The organism is Geodermatophilus obscurus, assembly GCF_900143215.1.
Lineage (GTDB): Bacteria > Actinomycetota > Actinomycetes > Mycobacteriales > Geodermatophilaceae > Geodermatophilus > Geodermatophilus obscurus_A.
In genome coordinates this window covers 144383-156886 of record NZ_FRDM01000002.1, presented here as the reverse complement: position 1 = coordinate 156886, position 12504 = coordinate 144383, and the positions used below count along the sequence as shown (strand labels likewise).

Annotated in this window: 12 protein-coding genes; 9 read left to right on the top strand and 3 right to left on the bottom strand. The window is 74.7% G+C overall.

Going from position 1 to position 12504, the window contains the following annotated elements:
- Window positions 1–14 precede the first annotated feature (14 nt).
- Genes BUB17_RS28400 through nthA form a run of 3 tightly spaced genes read left to right on the top strand, consistent with a single transcriptional unit; the run spans window position 15 to window position 1190 of the window.
- Window positions 15–317 carry an SH3-like domain-containing protein gene (locus BUB17_RS28400; protein WP_072913143.1) on the top strand — a complete coding sequence of 101 codons (303 nt, stop codon included), beginning with the start codon at window positions 15–17 and terminating at the stop codon, window positions 315–317.
- Window positions 310–600 (top strand): SH3-like domain-containing protein, encoded by a 291-nt coding sequence (locus BUB17_RS28395; protein ID WP_072913140.1) that lies wholly within the window; start codon window positions 310–312, stop codon window positions 598–600. Before BUB17_RS28400 ends, BUB17_RS28395 begins: the two co-directional genes overlap by 8 nt.
- A complete protein-coding gene (nthA, locus tag BUB17_RS03100) occupies window positions 597–1190 on the top strand; it encodes a nitrile hydratase subunit alpha (protein ID WP_072913137.1) in 594 nt (197 codons plus the stop codon). Before BUB17_RS28395 ends, nthA begins: the two co-directional genes overlap by 4 nt.
- A 9-nt stretch (window positions 1191–1199) precedes the next feature.
- On the opposite strand, the gene BUB17_RS03095 is transcribed toward nthA, so the two are convergent.
- Complete coding sequence (locus tag BUB17_RS03095) at window positions 1200–2765, bottom strand: acyl--CoA ligase family protein (RefSeq protein ID WP_072913134.1); 1566 nt, start codon at window positions 2763–2765, stop codon at window positions 1200–1202.
- 397 nt (window positions 2766–3162) lie between these two features.
- Between BUB17_RS03095 and BUB17_RS03090 the strand changes: the two genes are divergently transcribed.
- Genes BUB17_RS03090 through BUB17_RS25910 form a run of 3 tightly spaced genes read left to right on the top strand, consistent with a single transcriptional unit; the run spans window position 3163 to window position 5542 of the window.
- Window positions 3163–4125 carry an asparaginase gene (locus tag BUB17_RS03090; protein WP_072913131.1) on the top strand — a complete coding sequence of 321 codons (963 nt, stop codon included), beginning with the start codon at window positions 3163–3165 and terminating at the stop codon, window positions 4123–4125.
- Window positions 4126–4155: 30 nt separating this feature from the next.
- Window positions 4156–5052, top strand: a complete 897-nt coding sequence (locus BUB17_RS03085; RefSeq protein ID WP_072913129.1) for a polysaccharide deacetylase family protein — start codon at window positions 4156–4158, stop codon at window positions 5050–5052.
- Window positions 5053–5056: 4 nt separating this feature from the next.
- On the top strand, window positions 5057–5542 hold the full coding sequence (locus BUB17_RS25910; protein ID WP_072913127.1) for a hypothetical protein: 486 nt from the start codon (window positions 5057–5059) through the stop codon (window positions 5540–5542).
- Window positions 5543–5632: 90 nt separating this feature from the next.
- Here BUB17_RS25910 and BUB17_RS03075 read toward each other — a convergent pair whose 3' ends face one another.
- Complete coding sequence (locus BUB17_RS03075; protein ID WP_072913107.1) at window positions 5633–6256, bottom strand: antibiotic biosynthesis monooxygenase; 624 nt, start codon at window positions 6254–6256, stop codon at window positions 5633–5635.
- A gap of 198 nt (window positions 6257–6454) precedes the next feature.
- Between BUB17_RS03075 and BUB17_RS03070 the strand changes: the two genes are divergently transcribed.
- Window positions 6455–7027: a putative immunity protein gene (locus BUB17_RS03070; RefSeq protein ID WP_072913104.1), complete on the top strand. Its 573-nt coding sequence runs from the start codon at window positions 6455–6457 to the stop codon at window positions 7025–7027.
- Here BUB17_RS03070 and BUB17_RS03065 read toward each other — a convergent pair.
- Window positions 7024–7515, bottom strand: a complete 492-nt coding sequence (locus BUB17_RS03065; protein ID WP_072913102.1) for a copper chaperone PCu(A)C domain-containing protein — start codon at window positions 7513–7515, stop codon at window positions 7024–7026. The genes BUB17_RS03070 and BUB17_RS03065 overlap by 4 nt on opposite strands.
- A gap of 179 nt (window positions 7516–7694) precedes the next feature.
- Between BUB17_RS03065 and lysS the strand changes: the two genes are divergently transcribed.
- A complete protein-coding gene (lysS, locus tag BUB17_RS03060) occupies window positions 7695–11093 on the top strand; it encodes a lysine--tRNA ligase (RefSeq protein WP_072913099.1) in 3399 nt (1132 codons plus the stop codon).
- Complete coding sequence (locus BUB17_RS03055) at window positions 11090–12499, top strand: APC family permease (protein ID WP_083605975.1); 1410 nt, start codon at window positions 11090–11092, stop codon at window positions 12497–12499. The genes lysS and BUB17_RS03055 overlap by 4 nt, the downstream gene beginning before the upstream one ends.
- The last annotated feature ends 5 nt before the right edge of the window (window positions 12500–12504 follow it).

Below are 12504 nucleotides of genomic sequence, written 5' to 3'. Positions count from 1 at the left end.
GACAGGATCAGCGGGTGAGCCGCATCAACGACGTCGGCGGCATGGTGGGCTTCCCGGCGGTCGTCGAGGAGCCCGACGAGCCGGCCTTCCACGCCGACTGGGAAGCGCACGTCCTGGCCCTCAACGCCGCGCTGATCCGGCGCGGCGTCTACAACCTCGACGAGTTCCGCGACGCCATCGAGCGGATGCCGCCGGACACCTACCTCTCCAGCTCCTACTACGAGAAGTGGTTCACGGCGATCACCACGCTGCTGGTCGAGAAGGGCATCGCCACACCGGAGGAACTGGCCACCCCGGAGGAACTGGCCGGTGGCTGACCGCTTCGCCCCGGGCGACACGGTGCGGACCAGCACCACCGACCCGGTGTGGCACACCCGGCTGCCGCGGTACGCCCGCGGCGCCGTCGGCCGGGTGGTCGAGGTCGCCGGGCACCACCCCCTCGCCGACGACCGGGCGCGTGGCCTGCCCGGGACGACGCGGGCCGTCTACCACGTGCGGTTCGCCGCCGCGGACCTGTTCGGCGACGGCGACCACGCCGTCACCGTGGAGCTCTGGGAGGACTACCTGGAGCCCGCCGACCCCTCGGGAGGGACACCATGAGCGGGAACCACCACGGCAGCTCGGCGATCTCCGAGCGGGTCCGGCACGTCGAGGCGCTGCTGGAGGCGCGCGGCCTCGTCGACGAGGGCGAGGTCGACCGGCGCATCGACGAGTTCCTCGCCGGCGGCTCCCCGGCCAACGGGGCCCGGATCACCGCGCGCGCCTGGGTGGACCCGGACTTCCGGGACCGGCTGCTCGCCGACGCCAACGCCGCGATCAGGGAGGTCGGGCTGTCGATGGCCGGCGGCCTGCAGGAGCAGCGGCTGAAGGTCGTCGCCAACACCGAGGACGAGCACAACGTGGTGGTCTGCACGCTGTGCTCCTGCTACCCGATCGCGCTGCTCGGCCCCTCCCCGGCCTGGTACAAGAGCGAGGCCTACCGGTCCCGGGTCGTGCGGGACCCGCGCGGGGTGCTGGCGGAGTTCGGCCTCGAGCTGCCGACGACGACGCGGATCAGCGTGTGGGACGCCAGCGCGGAGTCGCGATACGTGGTCGTCCCCCGCCGGCCCGAGGGGACCGACGGTATGTCGGAGGAGCAGCTGGCCGGCCTGGTCACCCGCAAGGGCCTGATCGGGACCGCCGCCGTCTGAGACGCGGGGTCAGCCCGAGCTGCGCCCACGCAGCTCGTTCTTCTGCACCTTGCCGGTGGAGGTCTTCGGCAGGTCGCCGTAGATGAACCGCTTGGGCACCTTGAACCCCGCCAGCCGTGACCGCACGAAGGCCGCGAGCTCCTCGTCGGTGACCTCGCTGCCGGGCCGCAGCGTCACGTGGGCGACCGGGACCTCGCCCCACTTCTCGTGGGGCTCGGCGACCACGGCGGACTCCAGCACGGCGGGGTGGGCGTCCAGGGCCCGCTCGACCTCGACCGAGGAGATGTTCTCGCCGCCGGAGATGATGATGTCCTTGCTGCGGTCCCGGATCTCCAGGTAGCCGTCCGGGTGGACGACGGCGAGGTCCCCGGTGCGGAACCAGCCCGGTCCGCCGTCCGGCCCCGGCAGCGTCGCCTTCGCCGTCGCCTCCTCGTCCTGGTAGTAGCCCAGCATGACGTCGTTGCCGCGGGCGACGATCTCCCCGAGCGTCTCCCCGTCGCGGGGCACGTCGGCGCCGTCCTCCCCCACCACCCGCAGCGGCTGGGCGACCACGTTCTCGACACCCTGCCGGGCCTTGAGCTCGGCCTGCCGCTCGTCCGGCAGGTCGTCCCACTCCGGGTGCCACTGGTTGACCGCCACCGGCCCGTAGGTCTCGGTGAGCCCGTACAGGTGTGTGACGTCCATGTCCAGCGCGGACATCCGGGCCAGCAGGGTCGGGGTGGGCGGCGCGCCGCCGGTCTGCACCGCGACCCGCGGCGAGACCGGGCCGGCCGCCGCTTCCTCGGCGTTGGCGATCATGGTGAGCACGGTCGGCGCGGCGCTGAAGTGGGTGATGCCCTCGGTGCGCAGCAGCTGCCAGATGCGGTCCGGCTCGACCCGCGGCAGGCACACGTGGGTGGCGCCGCCGGCCGACACCGCCCAGGGGAAGCACCAGCCGTCGCAGTGGAACATCGGCAGCGTCCACAGGTACTGGCTGGTGGGGCCCAGTCCGGTGTGCAGCGCCATCGCGAGCGCCTGCAGGTAGGCCCCCCGGTGGCTGTACATGACGCCCTTGGGCCGGCCGGTCGTGCCGGAGGTGTAGTTGAGCGCGAGCAGCCCCCGCTCGTCCGCGCACGGCCGCGCCAGGGGCTCGGCCGCGGCCAGCAGCTGCTCGTACTCGTCGGCCTCGCCGCCGGCCAGCACGACCGGGATGCCGACCGCCGCGGCGACCTCGGTGGCGGTCGCGGCGAACGCGTCGTCCGCGACGAGGACCGCGGCGCCGGAGTGCCGCAGGATGTACTCCAGCTCGGTCCCCTTCAGCCGGGTGTTGAGCGGGACCAGGACGGCGCCGGCCCACGGGACGCCGTTGTGCAGCTCGAGCATCGTCGAGCTGTTCGTGCACAGCGCGGCCACCCGGTCCCCGGGCGAGACGCCGCGGGACGCCAGGGCCCCGGCGAGCCGACGGGAGCGCTCGGCGAACTCCCGGTAGGTGAACCGCCGGTCGCCGTCGACCACGGCGGTGCGCTCGGGGAACACCCGGGCGGAGCGCTCGAGGAAGGCGGTCGGGGTGAGCTGGGCCGAGCTGAAGGTCGCCACCTGGTCTCCTCAGGGCGCGGTGCGGACGGTTCCCGTGGAGGGATTGTCGGCACGCTCCCGCGCTCCCGCTCACCGGCGTCGGCCCGCCGACTCCGGCACTGCGCAGGTCGAGGTGGGGCCAGGCGTGGGACACCACCCCGCGCCGCCCTCCGCGTGGCCCCGTGGCCCTCGCGGAGGGCGACCCCCCATGACGGGCGGTGTCCGGGTCCGAACCCTAGGTGATTGCGGTGGGAGCCCGTCAAGCGCGACACGGACCATGCCGGCAGCTGCGCAGGTCAGCGCCGAGGGTGGGTCTGCTCACACTCCGCCCGAGGTGCTCCCCGACGTGCGTGGCCCGGCGCGTCGTGGTCACCTGGGGCCGCTGTGCGGGGGACGGGCGCGAGGACGGGAGGGTGCCGTGGCACGGGTCCACCTGCTGGCGACCGGGGGCACGATCGCCAGCCGGCGCACCGACGGCGGGCTGTCGGCCACCACGCCGGCTGCCGAGCTGCTGGCCGTCGCCGGGCCGCTCCCGGGCCTCGAGGTCACCGTCAGCGACCTGACCACGGTGCCGAGCTTCGCGCTCACCGGTGCCGACGTCCGGGCGCTGGTGCGCGACGCGCGCCGGCAGCTGGCCGACGGCGTGGACGGCGTCGTGGTCACCCACGGCACGGACACCATGGAGGAGTCGGCGTTCCTGGCCGACCTGGTGCACGCCGACCCGCGACCGGTCGTCTTCACCGGTGCGCAGCGGCCGTTCGACGCCCCGGCCCCCGACGGCCCGGCGAACCTGGCCGACGCGCTCCGGGTGGCCGCCGACCCCGCGGCCCGGGACCTCGGCGTGCTGCTGGCCTTCGACGGCCTGGTCTTCGCCGCCCGCGGGGTGCGCAAGGTCGAGACGCTGCGCAGCGCGGCCTTCGGTGCACCGGGTCGCGGTCCGGTGCTGCGGGTGACCGGCGGGACCGTCGTCCCGGTGGGCCGCCCGCCGCGGCCGCCGGCGCTGCCGTTGGACCTGGACGCCGAGCTGCCGCGGGTCGACGTCGTCGCCTGCGGCCAGGGGTCGGACGACGCCCTGCTGCGCGCCGCGGTCGCGGCCGGTGCCGCCGGGGTCGTGCTGGAGGCGTTCGGCGCTGGCAACGTGCCGCCGCCGGTGGCCGCGGCGGCGGCCGAGCTGGTGGCGGGCGGCGTGCCGGTCCTGGTGTGCTCGCGGGTGCCGTCGGGTCCGGTCGCGCCGCTCTACGCCGGGGGCGGGGCGCGCCTGGCGCGCGACGGCGCCCTGTTCGGCGGGGACCTGAGCCCGTGGCAGGGGCGGCTGCTGCTGGCTGCCGCCCTGGCGCTGGACCCCGAGGACCCGGCCCGCGTGCTGGCCGGCCGGTGCTGAACACCGACCACATCGAGAGGGGAACGCAGCATGGCCAACGCATCAGGGGACAAGGAGATCTTCGTGTCCTTCGGCGTCGACATCGACGCCGTCGCCGGGTGGCTGGGGTCCTACGGCGGGGAGGACTCCCCCGACGACATCTCGCGCGGGCTGTTCGCCGGCGAGGTGGGCGTGCCGCGCATCCTCGAGCTGTTCCGCCGCGAGGGGCTGACCCAGACGTTCTTCTGGCCGGGTCACTCCATCGACACGTTCCCGGAGCAGTTCGACGCCTGCGTGGCGGCCGGCCACGAGATCGGCGTGCACGGCTACAGCCACGAGAACCCGATCGCGATGACCCGGGAGCAGGAGTCGGCGGTGCTCGACCGCTGCATCGAGCTGATCGAGAAGCGGGCCGGACGCCGTCCGACCGGCTACGTCGCGCCGTGGTGGGAGTTCTCCCCCGTCACCAACGAGCTGCTGCTGGAGCGGGGCATCACCTACGACCACTCGCTCATGCACCGCGACTTCGAGCCCTACTACGTCCGCGTCGGCGACAGCTGGACGAAGATCGACTACTCGCAGCCGGCCGACACGTGGATGCAGCCGCTGGTCCGCGGCCGGGAGACCGAGCTGGTGGAGATCCCGGCGAACTGGTACCTCGACGACCTGCCGCCGATGATGTTCGTCAAGACCAGCCCCAACAGCCACGGGTTCGTCAACCCGCGCGACATCGAGCAGATGTGGATCGACCAGTTCGACTGGGTCTACCGCGAGCAGGACTACGCGGCGTTCACGATGACCATCCACCCCGACGTCTCCGGGCGGCCGCAGGTGCTGATGGCCCTGGAGCGGATCATCGCCCACATCAAGGGCCACGACGGCGTGCGCTGGGGAACCTTCGACGAGATCGCGCAGGACTTCCTGCGCCGCTCGCCGCGTCCGGCCTGACCGCGTGTGCGGCGCCTGCGGCAGCGGCCGGGCCGCCGCACCGTGGGAGGACGTGCTGGCCGGGGCCGGCCCCGCCCAACGGGCCGCCCGGGCCGGTGCCGCCGGCCGGCTGCTGACCGGCCGGCGGCTGAGGGTCACGCCCTGGCGCGGCGGCTACCTGCTGACGACGGCCACGGGGGCCGCCCGCCCGGTGGCCTCGCTCGACGAGCTCTGGGCGGCCGTGGGGCGGGACGGCGTGCCCCCGGGCGAGCAGCGTTGGGCCCGGGCGCCCGCACCGGCCGGTTGGGACCTGCAGGCGGCCACGGTCTGGATCTCGGCCGCCGCCCGCGCCGGCACGCTCACCGCGGCGGCGCTGCCCGACGGCGTGGTGGAGTTCCGGGACGGCGGCGCGGCGCACGTCGCACCCTCCACAGGGCCGGAGGTCGGCGTCCTCGGGCCCGAGCCGGAGGCAGCGCTCGCCGACCTCCTCCACTTCGCGACGCAGGGCTGACCGCGCCGGGCGGACGTCTGGTTGCGCGCCGGCGGCCCGTTTCCGGGACCGGGAACGGGCCGTGGGCGCGCAGTGCTGCCCGCGAGGACCTCACGCCATCTCGGGGACGTGCAGGTGGGCCATCGCGAGGTCGAACTCGGCGACCTCGGTGATCGTCGAGTTCATCGCCCGGCTGAACTCCTCGCGGAGCGCGGTGCCCTGCTCTCGGGTCCGCTCCAAGGCGGCCCGGTCCTCGTAGGTCACCGCCGCCACGCCGCGGGAGCCGAGCCGGTCGACCAGCAGGCTGACGCTGCAGAAGCCGGGGAGGTCCTCGAGCCTCGGCAGCAGGGTCATCCGGAAGGCGTCGACCATCTCGTCGACGTGGCCGGCCGGGACGTCGACCCAGGTGGCCCGGACACACGCCGCGTCCCCCGCCGGCCGGGACCGGTGCAGGACGGCGATCTCCCACTCGGCGATGTCGACGGTCTCGGCGCGGAGCACCTCGGCCGCCTGCCTCCGCAGCTCCCCGATCTCACCGGCGCTGGCCCGCATCGCGTCCTCGTTGGCCCACGCGGAGGTGAAGACGCACCGCCCCGTCTCGGGGTCGGCCAGCATCGACATCCCGATGCAGCCGTCCATGCGCTCGATGGCCGGCCAGAGGTCGCTCCGGGCGAACGCGACCCCGTCCTCGACCGCACGCGGGTCGCCGCGGACGGTGGTGGTCCTGGCGTACATGACCGATCTCCTCCCTGGCGGTGCCGGGCAGCACCGCACGGAGTGGAATGTCCTCGCTCGCACCGGGGCCGGCGGCGTCCGAGGTGTCTCATCGGGTCGGCCGGGACCAGGCGCGGCGCGTGCGGACCCTGCGCACGCCACCGGGCACGCATCCAGCGGAACTCCTGCTGACCGGTGTGGTGGACGAAGGTGGTACCCGTGGCGAGCGAGACCGGGGAGATCGTCCTGAGCACGCAGGAACTCCGGGCGGTCACCGGGTGTGCCGCGGAGAGCGCGGAGGAGGTCCTCGAGGTCTTCGAGGACGCACACCCGGGCGACTCCCGGCCGCGCGATGCGGTCGACGCCGCATGGACGTTCGCCCGGGGCGGCGAGCGCGGGAAGGCCCTGCGCGACACCGCGTGGGCGGCGCAGCGGGCGGCCCGGGACGCCGGCGCCACGGCCGCGGGCCATGCCGCGCGAGCCGCGATGGCCGCGGCGTCCGCCGCGTACCTGCACCCCCTGGCCGACGCGCACCAGGTCAAGCACATCCTGGGGGCGGCGGCCCACGCGGCGCGGGCAGCCGAGCTCGTGGCGGGCGACGACCGAGGCGTCGGTGCCCAACACGTCGAGCGGGCCCGCCGTCGCGCGACTCCCGTCGTCGTCGACGTGCTCCGCCGCTACCCCGCGGCACCGCCGGGCGGAGGGCGGGTCGGGGAGCTGCTCCGCGACCTGGACGAGGCCCTCCGCAGCTCCCCCGGCCCCGTGCCCGACGTCCCCGCCGAGCACTCCTAGTCGACAGGACCCGGGCCGGGTGCGACCGGCACGTCGAGGGTCACCTCACCGGCCGTCGCGAAGGCGAAGGTGACCGGGACGGTGTCGGTGGGAGCGATCGGTTCGGTCACCCGCTCCAGCTGCATCCGCACGGCCTCGCTGACGGCCTCCACCTGGCCGCCGGCCGGCACCTCGATGCCGTCGGCGCTCGGTGCCCCGGACTCGTCGAGCAGCTGGACCGACCCCGCCGCCGGTGTGCTGACGCCGACGAGCCGGTCGGCCTGCTCCGCGTCGTTCGTCAGCACGCCGCGCAGCGGTACTGAGGCCCCGGCCTCGACGGTGTCCTCGGCATCGAGGAAGACGTCGTCCAGCGACACCTCGCCGACCGTGCCGTCGACCCCGGCGACGTCCGGGGTCTCCTGCGCGGTCTCGGCCTCCTCCCCGGCGGCGCAGCCACCCAGGACCAGCAGGCCGACGGTCGCCCACGCGTGGAGAGGACTCGGTCGCACGGAAGCGGACGATCCCGCCGTGACCGGCGCGGCACCAGAGGCGGGGGTCCCTGCTCGGACGCACGCGCAGCGATGACCGCCCGCCCTGAGCGCAGCGACCCACCGGACACGCCCACGGGCTGGGCACCCGCAGTCGCCGAGGGGGTCACGCGGGCCGGGGGCCTCCCCATCATGGCCCGGTGGTCAGCGAGACCGACGTCGCCGGGCGGAGCGCCGGACAGCGCGCGCACCGGCTGGCCAAGCTGGAGGCCCTGCGCGCCCGGGGCACCGCCGCCTACCCCTACCGCTGGCCACCGGACGCCACCGCCGCCGGCATCCGCGCGGACCACCCCGACCTGGCCCCCGACGTGCGGACGACGGACCGCGTGCGGGTCGCCGGCCGGGTCGAGCTGATCCGCCGGCAGGGCTGGCTGACCTTCGCCACGCTGCGCGACCGCACCGGCGCGATCCAGCTCTACGTCGACAGCTCGGTCCTCGGCGCGGACCGGCACGCCGAGTTCGACGACGTCGACCGCGGCGACTGGGTCGGCGCCGAGGGCACCGTGATGACCACCCGGACCGGCGAGCTGTCGGTCTGCGTCGAGGACTTCGCCGTCCTGGGCAAGGCGCTGCGCGCGCCGCCGCCCGAGCACGCCGGCCTGACCGACGTGGAGACCCGCTACCGGCAGCGCTACGTCGACCTGGAGGTCAACGAGCGCACCCGGCAGGTCTTCCGCATCCGGCACGCGGCGGTGCGGGCGATCCGCCGGCACCTGGAGGACCTCGACTTCACCGAGGTCGAGGGGCCGGTGCTGCAGACCATCCAGGGCGGGGCCAGCGCGCGGCCGTTCGTCACCCACTCCAACGCCCTGGACCTCGACCTCTACCTGCGGATCGCCCTCGAGCTGCACCTCAAGCGGCTGATCGTCGGCGGTCTGGAGCGGGTGTTCGAGATCGGCCGGGTGTTCCGCAACGAGGGCGTCGACACCCGGCACAACCCCGAGTTCACGCTGCTGGAGGCCTACCAGGCCTTCGGCGACATCACCGACATGATGGCGCTGACCGAGGGGCTGATCACCGCCGCGGCGCGGGCGGCCCTCGGCGAGGACCTCACGGTGCACTACGCGGGTCAGAGCATCGACCTGGCCGCGACGCCGTGGCCGCGCAAGCGGTTCGCCGACATGATCGCCGAGGCCACCGGCGCTCCCATGCACCCCGCCATGCCGATCGACGACGCCCGCGCGGTGCTCGACCGGCTGGGCATCCCCTACGAGGCCTCGTGGGGCGCCGGGCGGCTGATGAAGGAGGTCTACGACGAGAAGGTGCAGCACTCGATCGTGGGGCCGGTGTTCTGCGTCGACTACCCGCGGGAGGTCTCACCGCTGGCCCGGGTGCACCGCGACGACCCCGCCTACGTCGAGCGCTTCGAGCTGATCGTCGCCGGCTTCGAGCTGTGCAACGCCTACTCCGAGCAGAACGACCCGGTCGAGCAGCTCGCCGCGTTCGAGGCCGAGGCCCGCGCCAAGTCGCACGGCGACCCGGAGGCCGGGGACGTCGACCTCGACTACGTCCGCGCGCTCGAGTGCGGGATGCCCTGCACCGGCGGGCTGGGCATCGGCATCGACCGGCTGGTCATGCTGCTGGCCGGCGTCGACTCGATCCGCGAGGTGATCCTGTTCCCGACGCTGCGCCCCGAGGTCCCCGGTACCGGCCCGGACGGCGCGGTGCGCCCGCTGGTCGCCCCGACCCCGCTCCCCGCCGGCAGCACGGCCGGCCCGGACGGCGCAGGGACGGCGGCCGGCTCGGTCGTCGCGCTGCCCGCCATGGCGCCCTCGTCCGGCCCGGTCCCGGCACCCCCGCCGGCGGCACGCACGCACCCGACGGCCGTGCAGGTGCTCGCCGGCCTGACCGCGCTGTCCGGCGTGCTGCAGCTGCTCACCGCGCTGCCGGTGGTGCACGAACGGCTCGTCGGCCGGGGCGCGGCGTTCGGGCCGCTGTGGGTGCCGGTGAGCGGCGCGGTCGCGTCGGTCGTGATCGGGCTGCTGCTCCTGCTGTTGTCCGACCAGCTGGCCCGGCGCAAGGCACTGGCCTGGCGGGTGGCAGCGGTCCTGTTCGCCGTCGGGGCGGTCGCGCACGTGGTCAAGGGGCCGCACCCGGTCGCCGTGGCGCTGTGCCTCGCGCTGCTCGCCGGGCTGGTGCGGTACCGGTCGGCGTTCCGTGCGCCGGCCGATCCGCCGTCCCTGCTGCGCCTGCTGCGGTTCGTCCCGCTCTACCTGGCCGGAGTGCTGCTGTTCGGCCTGTTCGCGCTGTGGGCCGAACGCGGGCGGATCGACCCGCCGCTCACCCTCGGCGGCGCGCTGCAGACCGTGCTCGCCGGGCTGGTCGGCCTCGACGGCCCCTACACCTACGGCTCCCGGTTCTTCGCGGCCTTCTACCCCGCGGCGCTGCTCGCGCTCGGCGTGGTCGGCCTGGTCGCCCTGGCGGTGCTGCTGTTCCGCCCGCTGGCCGCCGCCCGCCGGCCGCACACCGAGGACGACTGGGCGCACGCCGAGCGGCTGGTGCACACCTACGGCTGGGACACCCTCGCCTACTTCGCCCTGCGCGACGACAAGACGTTCTTCTTCTCCCGGGACGGCGAGGCCTTCCTCGCCTACACCTACCTCGGCGGCTACGCGCTGGTCTCCGGCGACCCGATCGGGGCCCGCGAGTCCGTACCGCAGGTGCTCGACGAGTTCCTCGCGATGTGCGACGAGCGGGCCTGGACGCCGGCCCTGCTGGCCGCGCGCGAGGCGAGCATGCCGCTCTACTCCTCGCGCGGGTTCAGCGCGTTCTACCTGGGTGACGAGGCCGTCATCGACTGCCGCCGGTTCACCCTCGAGGGGCCGGGCCGCAAGGGGCTGCGGGCCGCCGTCCGGCGGGTGGGGCGCAGCAACCGCTTCCGGCTGATCGCCGAGGCCGACGCCCCGCCGGCGCTGGTGGACCAGCTCAACGCGATCAGCGCCCGCTGGCGCGGCAAGCACCCCGAGCGCGGCTTCACCATGTCGCTGTCCCAGGACGTGCGCGGCGCCGGCGCCGACCCCGGCTTCCTGCTGTGCGTCGCGGAGGACGCCGACGGCAGGCCCGGTGGCTTCCTGCGCCTGGTGCCCGCCTACGGGCCGTCGTTCGGCTACACGCTGGACCTGATGCGCCACGACCCCGACGCGCCGAACGGGATGACCGAGTTCCTCATCGCCTCCACCGCGACCGCGCTGGGCGCCCGCGGCGTGGCCCGGCTGTCGATGAACTTCGCGATGTGGGGGCGGCTGTTCGCCGACGACGTCCCGTTCACCGCCGCCCAGCGCGCGGCCCGCTGGGCGGTCGGGGCGCTCAACCCGTTCTTCCAGATCAGGTCGCTGCACGACTTCAACGCCAAGTTCGAGCCCGAGTGGCTGCCCCGCGTGCTCGCCTACCGGCACCGCGCCGACCTGCCGCGGGTGGGCCTGCGCTACGCCGGCGCGGAGGGCTTCCTCGCGCTGCCCGGGCTCGGCGAGCTGCTGGTGCCCAAGGCCGTCGGCGGCGTGCCCGCGCCCTCGGCGCCGGAGCGGCGGTCGGCGGCGTGACCCGGCCGGGCGGCGGGGTCCGCCTGGGCGTCCTGTCGCTGGCCATGGTCAACATCGCGTCGATCGTCAGCGCCCGGAACCTGCCGGTCATGGCCGAGTACGGCTGGTCGATGCTCGCGCTGTTCGCGCTGTCGATCGGCGTCTTCCTGGTGCCGGTCTCGATGGCCGCTGCCGAGCTGGGCACCGCCTGGCCGAAGGAGGGTGGCGTCTACGCCTGGGTCAAGGAGGCGTTCGGCGGCCGGACCGGGGCGCTGGCGGTGTGGTGCGACTACGCCGAGAACGTCGCCTGGTTCCCCACCGTGCTGTCGTTCATCGCCGCCTCGCTGGCCTACGCGTTCGACCCGGCGCTGGCGGACGACCGGTTCTTCCTGGTCACGGTCATGCTGGTCGTCTTCTGGGGCACCACGGCCGCCGCGCTGGGCGGGGTGCGGACGTCGTCGGTGATCGGCGCCGTCGGCACGGTCGCGGGCTCCATCCTCCCGGCCGTGCTCGTCGTCGCCCTCGGCGCGGCGTTCCTGCTGCGCGGCGACCGCTCGGAGATCCCGTTCTCCGCCGGGGCGCTCGTGCCCGACCTCTCGCTCGGCAACGTGGCGTTCCTCGGCGGGGTCATCCTGCTGTTCACCGGCATGGAGATGGCCGGCTTCCACGCCCGGGAGACCGCCGACCCCGGCCGCACCGTGCCCCGGGCGATCGCGCTGGCCGTCGCCGTCACCGTCGCCTTCTCCGTGCTCGGCTCGCTGTTCATGGCCTTCGTGGTGCCGCAGCGGGAGATCAGCCTGGTGTCCGGGACGATGGAGCTGTTCTCCAGCGTGCTGGACCGGCTGGAGATCGGCTGGCTGCTCGTCCCGCTGGCCGTCGTCGTCGCGCTGGGCGGCGTCGCGCACCTGACCCCGTGGGTGCTGGGGCCGGCGAAGGGGGTCGGCGCGGTCGCCCGCGAGGGTCTGGCTCCGGCGCGGCTGGGTCGGGTCAACCGCAACGACGTCCCGGTGGCGCTGCTGGTCGTGCAGGCCGTCGCCGGCTCGGTGTTCGCGCTGCTGTTCGCGCTGGTGCCCAGCGTGAGCACCTCGTACTGGATGCTCTCGGCGGTCACCGCGCAGGTGATCGTGGTGATGTACGCGCTGGTGTTCGCCTCGGTCATCCGGCTGCGGTACACCCAGCCCGACGTCCCCCGCCTCTACCGCATCCCCGGTGGGCTGCCCGGCGTCTGGCTGGTCGGCGGGGTGGGCCTGGTCGGCTGCGTGGTCTCGTTCCTGCTCGGTTTCGTGCCCCCGGACCAGCTGCAGACCGGCAACCCGGTGGTCTACGTGCTGCTGCTCGCGCTGGCGACCGTGGTGCTGTCGCTGCCGCCGTTCGTCTTCGCCCTGCTGGAGCGCCGGCGCCGGGCCACGCCGGCCACGACGGGGTGAGGGGC

Coding starts and splice junctions, on each gene's coding strand:
- nthA (WP_072913137.1), top strand. CDS start 597: ATGAGCGGGAACCACCACGGCAGCTCGGCGATCTCCGAGCGGGTCCGG.
- BUB17_RS03075 (WP_072913107.1), bottom strand. CDS start 6,256: ATGTACGCCAGGACCACCACCGTCCGCGGCGACCCGCGTGCGGTCGAG.
- BUB17_RS03085 (WP_072913129.1), top strand. CDS start 4,156: ATGGCCAACGCATCAGGGGACAAGGAGATCTTCGTGTCCTTCGGCGTC.